The following is a 13,466-nucleotide window of genomic DNA, read 5'->3' as shown; positions in this document are numbered from 1 at the left end:
CGGCTAGTATCACCGCTCGGAGCACGAAGCAGGAATCGGGACGCGCAGGTGCGGTACGTCGAAAAGGCAATCGTTGACGTTGAGCGCTGGGCCGCGAATGGCTGGGTTTCCGGCGAGGGGCTTGCCGCGATCCGGCAGGACCTTGCCGCGCGGCGCAGCAGATTCGGCTTGCCGCATATCTTCGTGTTTCTCGGCGCGGTGCTGCTTGCCGCGTCCGTGCTGACCTTCGTTGCAGCGAACTGGGAGGAAATCCCGCGCACCGTTCGCCTGTTCCTGCTCGCAGGGACATTGGTTGCCGCACACGGCGTCGCGCTGTGGCCCTATCTTTCCGGCGAGGATGCGTTCGGGCAATCGGCGCTGATAGTCGCGTGCGGTGTCTACGGGGCCAGCATCATGCTGGTCGCGCAGATGTATCACCTTGATGGCAATCCCACGGACGCCGTGCTGGCCTGGGCGCTGGGATGCACCCTGTGCTGCCTCGTTTACAGGGCTTCTGCCGTCTGGGTCTTCGCCTTCGCCGTGTTCTGCCTCTGGTCCGGCGGTATCACCGCAGACCGGGACACCGTTCACTGGCTCTTCCCGCTGATCTGCCTCGGCATGGCTGTGCTGGCGTGGTGGATCCGATTCACCGGGGCGCGCCACCTGCTGGCGCTGGCGATGACGGTCTGGGTCGTGACCGTGCCGCTGATCCTCGACCGGTCCTTCATCCCCTACCAGACCACGATCATCGGTGCGGTGGTCGCAGCACTCGGAGCGGCGATCATGCTTGCCCGCCCGCGCGGAGAAACCGTCATCGACGACAATGCACCGCTGGCGCTGATGTATGGGTACGCGGTCGCATTCGCCGGGTTGTTCAATCTGCAATTCCTCGAAAACCCCGATCCCGGTTCGTTTATCGTGATGTGTGTGCTGGCGCTGGCGCTGTCATTGGCGGTGCTGGCGATCGGGCGCGAACATGGGCGCGGCATGGCGATCTGGGTGGCCTATCTCGGCTTCTCCATCGAGGTTGTCGGCATCTATTTCGAGACGGTCGGTACGCTGGTGCACACCTCGCTGTTCTTCTTCACCGCCGGGCTGATCGTCATCGCGCTGGCCTGGCTTGGCGTGAAACTGCGCCGCGCGCCCCGCACGGAGGACGCGGCATGAGGGCATGGCGCAAGGCACTCCCGGCGCGCGCGCTCATCGCCGGGGGCATCCTGGTCGGGCTGGTGCAACTCGCGGTGCCTGCCGCGATGATCTACCAGCGCAACGCGATCCTCGCTTCGGGTGCGGAAATCGTCCTCAAGACCGAACCACGCGACCCGCGCGACCCGTTTCGCGGCGACTACGTCGTGCTGAACTACGAGATATCGAGCGTCGAGACGGATGCTGTCCCTGGTGCCGGCGATCTTGCGCGCAAGGACGCGGTGTTCGTGACCATTGTGCCGGGGGAGGGCGCAAGCGACGCCGCTTGGCGCATTGCAGCCATCGACAGGACGTTCCCCGGCACCGTCGAGGCCGGAGCGCATGTGCTGAAGGCGAAGGTGACGTCGGTGTCGAACTGGAGCGACCGCGACCGCGTGTTGCTGCGCTATGGCATCGAGTCCTATTTCGTGCCCGAAGGGCAGGGCAAGGACCTCGAAAACCTCGTGCGCGACGGAGATCTATCGGTGATCGTCGCCGTGACCGAAGACGGGCAGAGCGCGATCAAGGGTCTGGTGAAGAACGGCGAGACGATCTACGACGAGCCGCTATTCTGAGGGCACAGTCGAGCTGGCTCAAAGCTCGACGATGTCGTTGTCTTCGGCCTGCTTTGCAGGCGTTTCCCGCTTGCCCGGCTTTTGCTGCTTGCCGCCGCGTGCCTCGCCGGTCTTGATCGAGAGCGACTTCAACTTCTTGTCCTGCCGTGGCTTGACCGCGTGTTTCCAGAATGTGCTGCGTGGTTCCGGCCCGAAATATCCGTCGATATTGATGAAGGGACGCGGGATCGTCAGCGCCCAGTTCACTCGGTCCATCAGCGTTCGCGTTGAGAACGGCTTGCACACCACCTCGTGCACGCCGAGCCGGGCGATCTCCTGCATGTCGCGGCGGCAGACGTGATTGACGATGAAGATGATCGGCATGCGGCACACGTCCGGCCGCTGGTGCTGACGGATGGCCTTCACCAGTTCGCGGCCGGTCAGGCCCGGCAGGTTTTCGCCGATGAGGGCGATGTCCGCGCCGGAATGGTCGAGCGTCTCAAGCGCCTCGAACCCGTCGCCGACATTCTGGATTTCGGTGGCCCCGAAGGACCGCATCATGGAGGAAAGCTGCCGACGGTCCCAGGAGCTAGGCTCGGCGACAAGAATGCGACGAAGATGCAACTTTGGGTTGGTGTTCTGCAACGCGTCGACATCCATTGTCCGTACCGGATTATCTAGATATATCCGGCTTTAACGCGCAAGTACTTACGTAGCGTTAAGCCTCTGTTGGCCGATTTCTACGTGCCGCGGCGGCCAAAGACAAGCCAATTGTTCCCAGTACAAACAACGCACAAACCGTTGCGGTCAACGGACTGGTGACGGCGAAAAACGCGCTGACGGCCAAAAGTATATTCGCAACCAATACGCGAGTGGCCACCCACGTGTGGGACTTTCCGGCCCGGCGCGCACGCTGATAGAGGTGCGTGGAATGCGCCTCGGTGATCCGCTCGCCTTTCAGCAGCCGGTGCACGAGCGTGCCTGTTGCATCGGCGATGAAATATGTTGGCAGGATCAGCGCGGCCAGCGGTGCGCCTGCCAGTGCCAGCATCAACAGGAGGAAGCCGGTGACGTAGCCCAGCGGCACCGACCCGGAATCTCCGAGGAACACCCGCGCGGGCGGCCAGTTGAAGGGCAGGAAGGCCAGCGCGGAGGCCGCGAGCGCCACGGCGATGGCTGTCGCATAGCCGGGATAGGCAAGGGCTGGAAACGCGATGGCGATGGCGGCCACTGCGACGCTCGCGGTGGCAACCTGGCCCGTTGCAAGCCCGTCCAGCCCGTCCATGAAGTTCACGACATTGATGAACCAGACCCAGGCAAGCGCGAGCAACAGGCGTTCCAGGGTCATCGGAAAAAGATCGGGCGCAAGTCGCATGGACGAGGGCAACAGCAGCAGCGGAAGCGCCACCGCCAGCGCCTGCGCCAGCAGACGCAGGACAACCGGTTGCGGATGCCGGTCGTCGAGCCAGGAGATCGCGGTCAGCATCACGACGCCCGACAGGACGATCCACATGAAGGCCGGGACTGGCAAATGGACGTTTAGGCCGAGCCAGACCAGCGCCAAGGGGCCGACGATGGCAAGCCCGCCGCCACGCGGCACGGGCGCCACGTGGTTGGACCTCGGGCCGGGCACATCAAGGATACCGTGGGCGGTGAGATGACGGATAAGGAAGGGCGTTGCCGCGAGTGTCGCAGCACCACCGATCAGCCCGCAAATCGCTGCCACGGAAAGGTTCAAGCCAGCCAACACCCAGTCGTGATGCATGCATGCCGGTTAACCAGACCGGCTGCGCATATGAAACTTATCGCGTGCGAGCGCATTGATTGTCCATCGCAATGGTCCGCAAAAATGAAAGGACACAAGATGGAACCGAGAGATGAACGTGTTGTCGTGCATGAGAACGGTGGTGCTAGTGCTACCTGGCTTATTGCCGGTATCCTGATCGCAGTTCTGGCCGGCGCGGCTTTCCTGTACTCCGGTGGCTTCTTCAATGGTGGCGATTCCGTCAACGTCGACCTTCAGGTGCCTGACGTGTCTGCCCCCGCCGGTGACGGCGGCTCTGCCGGTGGTTCGGCTGGTGGTGAAGGCGGCACGGCCAACTGATCTGCCATGCAGCTGGCGGGATTGTCCCGCCCCCAAATCTGTGCTTTCCGGGAGTGAGGATCACCTCGCTTCCGGAAAGTCGTTTTCGTGAACCCCGCTCTCGGCGTCTCACTCAAGGTCGCGTCTGCACTGCTGTTCACCGGCATGTCGGCGCTGATCAAGTCGATCGGAACCGAGCTTCCGACCGGCGAGATCGTGTTCGGGCGAAGCTTCTTCGCCATCCTCCCCATTCTCATCTACATCTGCTGGCGCGTCTCCCACGAAACCCGGGCTGACGGCTCGCGCTCGCCGCTCCTGCGCGGCATTGCAGACGCCCTCAAGACGACCAACAAGCTGGGGCATTTTCAGCGTGGCTTCATCGGCTGCTGCGCCATGGGGTTGTCGTTCTACGCCCTGTCGCTGCTGCCGCTGCCGGATGCCATCACGCTCGGCTATGCCGCGCCGCTGGTCACGGTCCTGCTCGCGCCACTGCTGCTGGGCGAGCGTGTCGGTATCTACCGGTCGAGTGCGGTGGTCGTAGGCTTTGTCGGCGTGCTCATCGTGCTGTCGCCACACCTCTTGTCGGAAATCGACCGGGGCGATGACGCATCGCTTGGCGCGATGGTGGCGCTGGCGGCTGCCTGCTGCACGGCGCTTGCCATGATCCAGATCCGCGCGCTGACCAAGCACGAATCCACCATGTCGATCACCTTCTACTTTTCCGTCAGCGGCACCGTGTTCGGGTTGGCCTCGCTGCCCTTCGGCTGGGTGCTTCCCGACGCGATGATGGTCGCGAAACTGGTGACCATCGGCTTCATCGGCGGTGTTGCGCAGATCTTCCTGACCGAAAGCTACCGCCACGCGCCGACATCGCTGATCGCGCCGTTCGACTACACGACGCTGATCTGGGCGATGGTGCTGGGCTACATGCTGTTCGACGACGTACCGCAGCCGATCATGCTGGTGGGCGCGTCGATCATCGTGCTGTCGGGCCTGTTCGTGATCTACCGAGAGCGCCAACTGGGGCTGGAACGCGCACGCCAGCGCAAGGCAGGCGGCGTTCCGCTGGCCTGACCGGGCAGGTCCTTTCGCGCGCCTCAGAACGCCTTGAAGGTGGGGATCGTCTTGGTATCGCGAATGCCGTCGACCGTGTGGACGTTCTCGTTGACGAAATGGCCGATATCGGTGTCGGCCTCGACGTAGAACTTCACCAACAGGTCATGATCGCCCGCGATGGAATAGATTTCCGAGGCGATCTCGCGGTCGGCAATGGCGTTGGCGACCTCGTAGGCCTTGCCCAGATGGCACTTGATCAGCATGTAGAACGGCGTCATCGGCAAACGGCTCCGGTGGCTTGAAGGATCAGGACTTTTTCACATGCCACCCGGGATGCACAAGCCGCAAGCCTTGCAACGGGCGCGGTGGCTCCATAGGTTTGCGTGCATAGTCAGTCGTTGGGGTGTCGCGCAAACGAGTCGCGACTGAGAGGCGGATCGCCAACCCATTGAACCTGATCCGGATTGTGCCGGCGGAGGGAACGATGAAATCATTTACGGGCATCACGCACCGCCATGCGGTGTGCATTTCGGCGGGAAGCCGGGCATGAGCGGCGAAAACGCCAGCCGGCCCGAGGACATCGCCGCAGCCGCTGCCGATGCGCTGGCCAACCTGCGCGAACGGCAGCCGCGAATCCATGTCATCACCAACACGGTCGCGCAGCCGATCACCGCGAACATCCTGATCGCGGCGGGCGCGGTGCCGTCCATGACTGTGTCGCCGGTCGAAGTGCCGGACTTCGCCGCGCGATGCGACGCGCTGCTCGTCAATCTCGGCACGCTGGACGAGGATCGCCGCAGCGCCATCCCCGGCGCGCTCGACGTCGTTGGGGAAGAAGGCACGCCGTGGGTGCTGGACCCCGTGTTCGTGGACGTATCCTCCTCGCGCATGCGGTTCACGCGCGAAATCCTCAAGCGCGAGCCGTGGGTGCTTCGCTGCAACCGCGCCGAGGCGACCGCGCTGGCTGAGGCCGAGGGCTATTCCACAGAGATGGCCGACAAGCTGGCCCTCGACCTGATGACCGTGCTGCTCGTCACCGGCCGCAAGGACTACCTGACCAATGGCAGCCGCCATCGCCACCTCAACAACGGAAATCCGCTGCTTGGGCAGGTGACCGGGACGGGCTGCGCGGGTTCCGCGCTCACCGCGGCTTTCCTTGCGGTGACGCATGACCCGTTCGTCGCGGCTGGTGCTGCTGCCGCGCTGCTGGGCGTTGCCGCCGAGCACGCGAACCAGGGCGCGGAGGGGCCAGGCAGTTTCGCATGGCGGCTGGTCGATGCGGTCTATTCCCTGTCGCCCGCCGATCTCGCGCGCCACGCCCGCTTTTCCTGAACGCATCCAACCGAGAGGTCTGACACGCGATGAGCGCATCGCCACAACTTCATGATGATCGTCCGCGCGTCGATACGCGGCTTTACGTTCTGGTTGATCCGGCCGTTCCGCACGCGGGCAGTCTTGCCGAACTCGCGGCGCAGGCTGCTGATGGCGGCGCAACGCTGATCCAGCTCCGCGACAAGGATGGCGATACCCGTGCGATGATCGATTCAGCGCGCGATATCGTCGCGACGCTCGACGGGCGGGCCGATTTCGTCATCAACGACCGGGTCGACGTGGCGCTGGCGTCGGGTGCCGACGGTGTCCACCTCGGGCAGGACGACATGCACCCGGCAGACGCGCGCCGTCTGCTCGGCCCCGACGCGATCATCGGGCTGACGATCAAGAACCTGGACCATGTGAAGTCCGCGCCGCTCGACGTGATCGACTACTGCGCGATTGGCGGTGTGTTCGAGACCTCGTCCAAGGACAACCCGGATGCGCCCGTCGGCCTCGATGGCCTGCTGGAGATGACCGAGGCACTGCGCGCGCGCGGGTTCCCCGGCGCGATCTGCGCCATTGCCGGCATTACGCTGGAGCGGGCGGGCGAGGTTGTCGCCGCCGGTGCGGACGGCATCTGCGTGGTCTCCGCCGTCATCAGCGCCAACGACCCGCAGGATGCGGCAGCGGCCTTGCGGCTGCGGGTGGACGAGGCACTGGCGGGGAGGGGCGCATGATCCCAATCGCGGTAACAATCGCCGGATCCGATTCCAGCGGGGGTGCGGGCATCCAGGCCGACCTGAAAACGTTCTCTGCGCTTGGCGTCTACGGTGCGTCGGTCATCGCAGCACTGACGGCGCAGAACACGAAGGGCGTCACCGGCGTGATGGACGTGCCGCCGGACTTCGTGACGCAGCAGATCGACGCGGTCTATTCCGACCTCGCGGTGTCGGCCACGAAGATCGGGATGCTCAGCGATCCCGATACCATCCGCGCGGTCGCCGACGGGCTGAAACGCCACGGCACGTCGAACATCGTGCTCGACCCGGTGATGGTCGCCACCAGTGGCGATCCGCTGCTGAAGCCCGAAGCGGTCAACGTCATCCGCGAGGTGCTGATGCCGCTCGCCGATGTCGTGACCCCGAACCTGCATGAAGCTGCGGTTCTGGCGGAAACAGACGTCGGCCACACGATCGAGGACATGATCGCGCAGGGCGAGGCGTTGCGCGCGGCTGGTGCCAATGCCGTGCTCATCAAGGGCGGGCATCTCGACGGCGATGCCATCGACATCCTCGTCTACGAGGGCGGCCACGAGCGCTTCTCCTCTCCACGCATCGACACGCAGAACACGCATGGCACGGGATGCACCCTGTCCTCGGCCATCGCGGCGCGGCTCGCCCACGGCGACGCGCTGAACGACGCGGTGTCGGCGGCCAAGCTCTACCTTTTCGGAGCGCTGTCGGCCTCGGGTCAACTCGACGTGGGCAAGGGCCACGGCCCCGTCCACCACTTCCACGAACTCTGGGAAACCGGAAAAGGCAGATCATGACCCTATCCAGACGCAACCTTCTCACCGCCAGCGCGGCAGGCGCTGCCAGTCTTGCAAGCCCCGCCGTCGTGCAGGCGCAGGAGACCCGCAACTGGCGCATGGTGACATCGTGGCCGAAGAACCTGCCGGGACCGGGCGTTACCGCAGAGCGCCTGGCGCAGCGCATCACCGCTGCCAGCGGCGGCGCGCTCAACGTCACGGTCTACGCGGCGGGCGAAATCGTGCCGCCGCTCGAGGTCTTCGACGCGGTGCAGTCCGGCACCGCGCAGATGGCGCACACGGCGAGCTTCTTCTGGCAGGGCAGGCTTCCGGCCTCGGTCTTCTACACGGCGATCCCCTTCGGCCTGACCGCGCCGGAACACGCAGCCTGGATTCTGCATGGCGGCGGACAGGACCTGTGGGACGAGCTTTATGCCCCATCCGGCATCAAGCCGTTCATGGGCGGCAATACCGGTATGCAAATGGGCGGCTGGTTCCGCAAGGAAATCAACGGCCTTGATGACTTCAAGGGCCTGAAGATGCGGATGCCCGGCCTTGGCGGGGCGATCCTTGCCAAGCTCGGAGGGGCGTCGGTCTCGTTGCCGCCCGGCGACATCTACGGCGCACTTCAGTCAGGCCTCGTGGATGCCGCCGAGTTCCTCGGCCCGTGGTCTGACTTCGCGCAAGGCTTCTACCGGGTCGCGCCGTATTACTACGCGCCGGGCTGGCACGAGCCGAACGGGACCGGCGAATGCCTCGTCTCGCTTCAAGCCTACGAGGCCCTGCCGGACGACCTGAAAGCCATTGTCTCGGATTCATGCGCGGCCGAGAACGCGCTGTCTGTCGCTGAATCCGACTGGGAAAACGCGCAGGCGCTGCGTACGCTCGTCGACGAGTACGACGTGAAGCTGCGCACCTTCCCCGAGGACGTGATCACGGCTGCACGCGAGGCTTCCGTCACGGTGCTGGACGAAGCAGCCGCCAAGGACGAGATGTTTGCGAAGATCCTGAAGTCCTACCGTGCGGCCAAGACGCGGCTGACGCCGTGGACCAAGGCCGGCACGGAGACTTTCCTCGCTGCGCGCGGCGACGCCTAGCCTTCCGCCGGCTCGCCGGTCTCGGGCGTTTCGTCCGCGTCGGCGAGCTCGATGGGTTCGTCGGGCTCGGATGCCTCGACCGGCTGGGCCGGCGCAGCGGCTGGGGCCGATTCCTTCGGGTGGGCGACGACGGACTGGCGCTGTTCGCCCAGTCCCTCGATGCCGAGCACCATCTCGTCGCCGGGCTTGAGGAAGACCTGCGGCTTCATGCCGAGGCCTACGCCCGCCGGCGTGCCGGTGACGATCACGTCGCCGGGGATCAGCGGGATGAACCGGCTGACATAGGACACGATGAGATCGACCTTGAAGATCATGTTGGCGGTGTTGCCGTCCTGCATGCGCTTGCCATTGAGGTCGAGATACATCGAGAGATTGTGCGGGTCGGCGATCTCATCCTTCGTCACCATCCAGGGCCCTAGGGGGCCAAAGGAGGGCGCGCTTTTGCCCTTCACCCATTCGCCGCCCATTTCCATCTGGTACTGGCGTTCGGAAACGTCGTTGCAGACGCAGAAGCCGGCGACATAGTCCATCGCGTCGGCCTCGCTGACATTGTCGCACGGGCTACCGATGACGATGCCAAGCTCGACTTCCCAGTCGCCCTTCTTGGCGCCGACCGGCAGCACGACATCGTCATACGGGCCACTGATGGAAGTCGGGGCCTTGTTGAAGATGATCGGCTGCTCGGGGATCGGCATGTTGGCTTCCTGCGCATGATCCACGTAGTTGAGACCGATGGCGACGAAGTTGTACGGCATGGCGATGCACGGGCCGATGCGGGCATCCTCGGGCGCGCGCGGCAGGTCGTCCGGGTCGATGCGCGCGATGCGCTCGAGGCCTTCCGGGCGCAGGCCCGCGCCGGTAATGTCCGACACGACGTGGGACAGATCGCGGATGGTCCCGTCGCTGGAAATGATACCGGGGCGCTCAAAGCCCTTGTGACCGAAACGGACGAGTTTCATGCAAGTCTCTCCCTGTGGTCGCGCCTTTGCTCGCGCGGCGCGCTTTGCCTTCGCATTGGGCGCAGATCATGCGCAATCGCGCCTGCTGCGGCAAGCGGTGGGGATGGCTCTCGTGGCATTCTGCCTTGTTCCTGCGTCTGCCGCGCAGGCGCAGGACAGGCCGTCGCGCATCGTCTCGGTCAACATGTGCGCCGACCAGTTGCTGCTAGCCCTAGCCGATCGTGACCAGATCGCGGCGCTAAGCTGGAATGCCCCGCGCCCGGCGCTCTCTTATTTCGCGGACAAAGCGGATGGCTACGACCTCACGCGCGGCAACGCTGAGGACGTGATTGTGCGCAAGCCGGACCTGGTGCTGGCCGGCCCGTTCTCCGGCGGACCGGCGAAGGCCGCCATGCGTCGCGCCGGTTTGAACGTGGAAGAACTCGGCATTCCCGGTACGCCGCAGGCGGCAGCCGACCAGCTGGAAACCTTCGGGTTGCTGATCGGGCAGGGGCCAAGGGGCGCGGCGCTGGCGGGCGAATTGCGCGATGCCTTCGCGCCACGTGAGATGCAGGGAAATCGCAAGCTGCGCGCGCTCTATCTCCAGCGGCGCGGCATCGTGACGGGCCGCGCCACCATGATGGACGCGCTGATGCGTGCAGCCGGGCTGGAGAACGCGCTTGAGGCCGATGGCTTCGCCAGACTGGATGCCGAGCGGCTTGCGACCGTCGATGTCGACCTCCTGATCCTCGACGGGCAGGGCCTGACGGAAGATGGCGACGCCGCAGACCAGGGCGCGGCCATGCTCGCGCATCCCGTGCTGGCTGCCCGGTTCCCGCCGTCGCGCCGGGTGGTGGTGCCGCAGGCGGAAACAGTCTGCCCCGGACCTTCGCTGGTTCGCGCACTGGAGCGGCTGCGCGAGGCGGCGGCGAGCGTCGCCCCGCGCTAGCGGCTCACCAGCAGCCGGGGAAGCGACCGCCGTCGATCAGCACGTTCTGGTTGGCGATGTAGCCGGCATGGGCCGAGCACAGGAACGCGCATGTCTTGCCGAATTCGTCGGGGTTGCCGAAGCGCTTGGCGGGGATTGCCTCGCGGCGCTGGGTCTCGACTTCCTGCACGCTCTGCCCGGTCTTCGCGACGGCGGCCTTCACCAGCCCCTGCAGCCGGTCTGTGGCGAACATGCCCGGCAACATGTTGTTGATGGTCACGTTGCGCGCCAGGTAGTTCGGCGTCACGCCGGCGAGGAACGCCGTCAGCCCGGCGCGCGCGCCCGACGACAGGTCGAGGCCGGGGATCGGCTGTTTCACCGAGCCGGAGGTGATGTTGACGATGCGCCCGAAGCCGCGCTCGGCCATGCCGTCGATCACGCGCTGGATCATCTCGATGGGCGTGACCATGTTCTGCACGCAGCCCTTGAGCATTTCTTCTCGTTCCAGTTCGCGGAAATCCTTGAAGGGCGGGCCGGCATTGTTGTTGACGAGGATATCCGTCTCGCCTGCGGCGGCGACCAGCGCGTCCTGCGTGTCGGACAGGCTGACGTCTCCGGCGACGGGGATGACCTCCGCAGATGTTGCCGTGGCGATCTCGTCAGCCGTGCGCTTCAGCCGTTCCTCGTCCAGCCCGTTGACCACGACGCGGCATCCGGCCTGTGCCAGTGCCTCGGCGCAGGCGCGCCCGAGGCCGCGGCTCGATGCGCAAACGATGGCATTCCTGCCGGCGATTCCAAGGTCCATGTCGCGTTCTCCTGCCTGTTGCCGTCTTTGCGGTGGCGACCGCAATGGGGCTACTGTCATAATAGTGAAACCGGAATCGGGCTAGGCCATTGCCAGCACTCGCGGGCTTGGGGACGTAAAGCGGGATGGGGTCCTGCTTCACGGAGCCCGTAGAAGAGAAGGGGATGTCCGTGATCAAGGCGGAACGAACTCGCAAATTCCGGACCCTGTTCGTTTCGGACCTCCACCTTGGCACGCGCGGTGCGCAGGCCGAGATGTTCCTGGAGTTCCTGAAGGAGCACGAGGCCGACACCATCTTCCTAGTTGGCGATATCGTCGACTGCTGGCGGCTGAAGCGCGGCTGGTACTGGCCGCAATCGCACAATGACGTGGTGCAGAAGCTGCTGCGCCAGTCCCGCAAGGGCGCGCGCATCGTCTACATTCCCGGCAACCACGACGAAGTGCTGCGCGATTACATCGGCACACATTTCGGCGGCATCGAGGTGGTGCGCCGCACGGTGCACGAGACGGCCAACGGTGAACGCTACCTGCTGATCCACGGAGACGAGTTCGACGTGGTCGTGCGCTACGCGAAGTGGTTGGCGCTGCTTGGCGACTGGGCCTACGTGGTGGCGCTTGCCTTCAACACGCAATTCAACGTGGCACGCCGAAAGTTCGGCTTTGGCTACTGGTCGCTGTCGGCATGGCTGAAGCTGAAGGTGAAGAACGCCGTCAACTTCATCGGCGAGTTCGAGGGCGCGGTCGTCGATGCCGCGCGCCGCGAGAAGGTCGATGGGGTGATCTGCGGCCACATCCACCACGCGGCAGACCGCATCATGGACGAGGTGCGCTACCTCAACTGCGGCGACTGGGTGGAAAGCTGCACCGCGCTGGTGGAACACCAGGACGGAACGCTGGAAGTAATTGACTGGGGCGCGCAGGTCCGCGCCGAGAAGCTTGTACCACTGAAACGCGACGAGGTTGCCGCCTGATGAAAGTCCTGCTCGCCACAGATGCCTGGTATCCGCAGGTGAACGGTGTGGTCCGCTGTCTCGACCGCGTGCGCTCCGACGCGCAGGCGCTTGGTGCGGATTTCAAGATCCTGTCGCATGAAGGCTTCCGCACGATGCCGCTGCCGACCTACTCGGAAATCCGGCTTGCGCTGGCACCGCCCGGCGCGATCGCACGCAAGATCGAGGCGTTCAATCCCGAGTATGTGCACATCGCCACCGAAGGCCCCATCGGCCATGCCGTGCGCAAGTGGTGCATCAACGCGGGCCAGCCCTTCACCACCAGCTACCACACGCGCTTCCCCGAATACCTGCGCGCGCGCGTGCCCGTGCCGGTGGACCTGACCTATCGCTATCTCGCGCGGTTCCACAACGCTGGCCGCGCGGTGATGGTGACCACCGATGCGCTCGCCGAAGAGCTTCGCGGGCGGGGTTTCCGCACCGTGGTGAAGTGGCCGCGCGGTGTCGATCACAAGCAGTTCCGCCCGCGCGAGAAGAAGGTGCTCGATTTCCCCGGGCCGATCTCGCTGTATGTCGGGCGCGTGGCCGTGGAGAAGAACATCGAGGGCTTCCTGTCGCTCGACATTCCCGGCACCAAGGTGGTCGTCGGTGACGGGCCGCAGCGCGCTGAACTGGAGCGCCGCTTCCCGGATGCGAAATTCCTCGGCGTGAAGGAAGGCGAGGAGCTTGGCGCGATCTATTCCTCAGCCGATGTCTTTGTCTTTCCAAGCCGCACCGACACGCTCGGCCTCGTGGTGATGGAAGCGCTCGCGTCCGGCGTCCCGGTTGTTGCGCTGCCGGTCACGGGCCCGCGTGACATCATCGGCAAGGCGCCGGTCGGCGTGTTGACCGAGGACCTCGCGCACGGTGTCCACGCCGCTCTCAGGCTCTCGCGCGATGCGTGCCGCGAACACGCGCTGCAATTCTCGTGGGAGGAATGCGCGAAGATCTTCCTCGACCACCTGCGCACCTACCAAAACGACGGGGCGCAGCAGAGCGCTGCATAGTGC

The 13,466-nt window shown here is 65.0% G+C and carries 16 protein-coding genes and 1 riboswitch; of the genes, 11 read left to right on the top strand and 5 right to left on the bottom strand.

The genetic code is table 11. The features are described 5' to 3' along the window. Window positions 1-48: 48 nt before the first annotated feature. Together ACKTEK_RS09950 and ACKTEK_RS09945 are read left to right on the top strand one after the other, a co-directional pair. Window positions 49-1,146: a DUF2157 domain-containing protein gene (locus ACKTEK_RS09950; RefSeq protein ID WP_409165136.1), complete on the top strand. Its 1,098-nt coding sequence runs from the start codon at window positions 49-51 to the stop codon at window positions 1,144-1,146. Continuing rightward, on the top strand, window positions 1,143-1,739 hold the full coding sequence (locus ACKTEK_RS09945; RefSeq protein WP_409165135.1) for a GDYXXLXY domain-containing protein: 597 nt from the start codon (window positions 1,143-1,145) through the stop codon (window positions 1,737-1,739). The genes ACKTEK_RS09950 and ACKTEK_RS09945 overlap by 4 nt, the downstream gene beginning before the upstream one ends. An 18-nt stretch (window positions 1,740-1,757) precedes the next feature. Here ACKTEK_RS09945 and ACKTEK_RS09940 read toward each other — a convergent pair whose 3' ends face one another. Both ACKTEK_RS09940 and ACKTEK_RS09935 read right to left on the bottom strand, forming a co-directional pair. Next, the gene (locus tag ACKTEK_RS09940) at window positions 1,758-2,378 is read right to left on the bottom strand and encodes a response regulator (protein WP_409165134.1); all 621 of its coding nucleotides are present in this window, start codon (window positions 2,376-2,378) and stop codon (window positions 1,758-1,760) included. A gap of 58 nt (window positions 2,379-2,436) precedes the next feature. After that, window positions 2,437-3,483, bottom strand: coding sequence for a glycosyl transferase (locus tag ACKTEK_RS09935; RefSeq protein ID WP_409165133.1), 1,047 nt, complete (start codon window positions 3,481-3,483; stop codon window positions 2,437-2,439). A 99-nt stretch (window positions 3,484-3,582) separates the two neighbouring features. Here ACKTEK_RS09935 and ACKTEK_RS09930 point away from each other — a divergent pair, with 99 nt between their 5' ends. Further along, on the top strand, window positions 3,583-3,822 hold the full coding sequence (locus ACKTEK_RS09930) for a hypothetical protein (RefSeq protein ID WP_409165132.1): 240 nt from the start codon (window positions 3,583-3,585) through the stop codon (window positions 3,820-3,822). An 87-nt stretch (window positions 3,823-3,909) separates the two neighbouring features. Then, on the top strand, window positions 3,910-4,875 hold the full coding sequence (locus ACKTEK_RS09925) for a DMT family transporter (RefSeq protein WP_409165131.1): 966 nt from the start codon (window positions 3,910-3,912) through the stop codon (window positions 4,873-4,875). Between the two features lie 23 nt (window positions 4,876-4,898). Here the strand turns inward: ACKTEK_RS09925 and ACKTEK_RS09920 are convergent, their stop codons facing one another. Next, on the bottom strand, window positions 4,899-5,135 hold the full coding sequence (locus ACKTEK_RS09920; RefSeq protein ID WP_409165130.1) for an Lrp/AsnC ligand binding domain-containing protein: 237 nt from the start codon (window positions 5,133-5,135) through the stop codon (window positions 4,899-4,901). A gap of 111 nt (window positions 5,136-5,246) precedes the next feature. Next, window positions 5,247-5,355, top strand: a riboswitch (TPP riboswitch). A 48-nt stretch (window positions 5,356-5,403) separates the two neighbouring features. On the opposite strand from ACKTEK_RS09920, the gene ACKTEK_RS09915 reads away from it, so the two are divergent. The 4 genes from ACKTEK_RS09915 to ACKTEK_RS09900 are packed head-to-tail and all read left to right on the top strand — an operon-like array spanning window position 5,404 to window position 8,796. After that, window positions 5,404-6,189: a hydroxyethylthiazole kinase gene (locus ACKTEK_RS09915; RefSeq protein ID WP_409165129.1), complete on the top strand. Its 786-nt coding sequence runs from the start codon at window positions 5,404-5,406 to the stop codon at window positions 6,187-6,189. Window positions 6,190-6,218: 29 nt separating this feature from the next. After that, on the top strand, window positions 6,219-6,908 hold the full coding sequence (gene thiE / locus ACKTEK_RS09910; RefSeq protein ID WP_409165128.1) for a thiamine phosphate synthase: 690 nt from the start codon (window positions 6,219-6,221) through the stop codon (window positions 6,906-6,908). Next, window positions 6,905-7,720: a bifunctional hydroxymethylpyrimidine kinase/phosphomethylpyrimidine kinase gene (thiD, locus tag ACKTEK_RS09905; protein ID WP_409165127.1), complete on the top strand. Its 816-nt coding sequence runs from the start codon at window positions 6,905-6,907 to the stop codon at window positions 7,718-7,720. Before thiE ends, thiD begins: the two co-directional genes overlap by 4 nt. Beyond that, complete coding sequence (locus ACKTEK_RS09900; RefSeq protein ID WP_409165126.1) at window positions 7,717-8,796, top strand: TRAP transporter substrate-binding protein; 1,080 nt, start codon at window positions 7,717-7,719, stop codon at window positions 8,794-8,796. Before thiD ends, ACKTEK_RS09900 begins: the two co-directional genes overlap by 4 nt. On the opposite strand, the gene ACKTEK_RS09895 is transcribed toward ACKTEK_RS09900, so the two are convergent. Then, entirely contained in the window at window positions 8,793-9,755 is a 963-nt protein-coding gene (locus ACKTEK_RS09895; protein ID WP_409165125.1) for a fumarylacetoacetate hydrolase family protein, read from the bottom strand. The two genes, ACKTEK_RS09900 and ACKTEK_RS09895, sit on opposite strands and share 4 nt — an antisense overlap. A gap of 103 nt (window positions 9,756-9,858) precedes the next feature. Between ACKTEK_RS09895 and ACKTEK_RS09890 the strand changes: the two genes are divergently transcribed. After that, the gene (locus ACKTEK_RS09890) at window positions 9,859-10,683 is read left to right on the top strand and encodes an ABC transporter substrate-binding protein (RefSeq protein WP_409165124.1); all 825 of its coding nucleotides are present in this window, start codon (window positions 9,859-9,861) and stop codon (window positions 10,681-10,683) included. A 4-nt stretch (window positions 10,684-10,687) separates the two neighbouring features. On the opposite strand, the gene ACKTEK_RS09885 is transcribed toward ACKTEK_RS09890, so the two are convergent. After that, window positions 10,688-11,467, bottom strand: a complete 780-nt coding sequence (locus ACKTEK_RS09885) for an SDR family oxidoreductase (protein ID WP_409165123.1) — start codon at window positions 11,465-11,467, stop codon at window positions 10,688-10,690. 164 nt (window positions 11,468-11,631) lie between these two features. Here ACKTEK_RS09885 and ACKTEK_RS09880 point away from each other — a divergent pair, with 164 nt between their 5' ends. Together ACKTEK_RS09880 and ACKTEK_RS09875 are read left to right on the top strand one after the other, a co-directional pair. Then, window positions 11,632-12,438 (top strand): UDP-2,3-diacylglucosamine diphosphatase, encoded by an 807-nt coding sequence (locus ACKTEK_RS09880; RefSeq protein ID WP_409165122.1) that lies wholly within the window; start codon window positions 11,632-11,634, stop codon window positions 12,436-12,438. Beyond that, the gene (locus tag ACKTEK_RS09875) at window positions 12,438-13,463 is read left to right on the top strand and encodes a glycosyltransferase family 4 protein (RefSeq protein ID WP_409165121.1); all 1,026 of its coding nucleotides are present in this window, start codon (window positions 12,438-12,440) and stop codon (window positions 13,461-13,463) included. Before ACKTEK_RS09880 ends, ACKTEK_RS09875 begins: the two co-directional genes overlap by 1 nt. The last annotated feature ends 3 nt before the right edge of the window (window positions 13,464-13,466 follow it).

The sequence above is a fragment of the Tepidamorphus sp. 3E244 genome, assembly GCF_046159835.1.
In the GTDB taxonomy this organism is placed as follows: Bacteria; Pseudomonadota; Alphaproteobacteria; order Rhizobiales; family Tepidamorphaceae; genus JACKJK01.
Note: the sequence above shows the minus strand (reverse complement) of the source record. Positions and strands in the feature narration are given on the sequence as shown.

Coding starts and splice junctions, on each gene's coding strand:
- ACKTEK_RS09945 (WP_409165135.1), top strand. CDS start 1,143: ATGAGGGCATGGCGCAAGGCACTCCCGGCGCGCGCGCTCATCGCCGGG.
- ACKTEK_RS09940 (WP_409165134.1), bottom strand. CDS start 2,378: ATGGATGTCGACGCGTTGCAGAACACCAACCCAAAGTTGCATCTTCGT.
- ACKTEK_RS09935 (WP_409165133.1), bottom strand. CDS start 3,483: ATGCATCACGACTGGGTGTTGGCTGGCTTGAACCTTTCCGTGGCAGCG.
- ACKTEK_RS09930 (WP_409165132.1), top strand. CDS start 3,583: ATGGAACCGAGAGATGAACGTGTTGTCGTGCATGAGAACGGTGGTGCT.
- ACKTEK_RS09920 (WP_409165130.1), bottom strand. CDS start 5,135: ATGACGCCGTTCTACATGCTGATCAAGTGCCATCTGGGCAAGGCCTAC.
- ACKTEK_RS09915 (WP_409165129.1), top strand. CDS start 5,404: ATGAGCGGCGAAAACGCCAGCCGGCCCGAGGACATCGCCGCAGCCGCT.
- thiE (WP_409165128.1), top strand. CDS start 6,219: ATGAGCGCATCGCCACAACTTCATGATGATCGTCCGCGCGTCGATACG.
- thiD (WP_409165127.1), top strand. CDS start 6,905: ATGATCCCAATCGCGGTAACAATCGCCGGATCCGATTCCAGCGGGGGT.
- ACKTEK_RS09900 (WP_409165126.1), top strand. CDS start 7,717: ATGACCCTATCCAGACGCAACCTTCTCACCGCCAGCGCGGCAGGCGCT.
- ACKTEK_RS09895 (WP_409165125.1), bottom strand. CDS start 9,755: ATGAAACTCGTCCGTTTCGGTCACAAGGGCTTTGAGCGCCCCGGTATC.
- ACKTEK_RS09890 (WP_409165124.1), top strand. CDS start 9,859: ATGGCTCTCGTGGCATTCTGCCTTGTTCCTGCGTCTGCCGCGCAGGCG.
- ACKTEK_RS09885 (WP_409165123.1), bottom strand. CDS start 11,467: ATGGACCTTGGAATCGCCGGCAGGAATGCCATCGTTTGCGCATCGAGC.
- ACKTEK_RS09880 (WP_409165122.1), top strand. CDS start 11,632: ATGTCCGTGATCAAGGCGGAACGAACTCGCAAATTCCGGACCCTGTTC.
- ACKTEK_RS09875 (WP_409165121.1), top strand. CDS start 12,438: ATGAAAGTCCTGCTCGCCACAGATGCCTGGTATCCGCAGGTGAACGGT.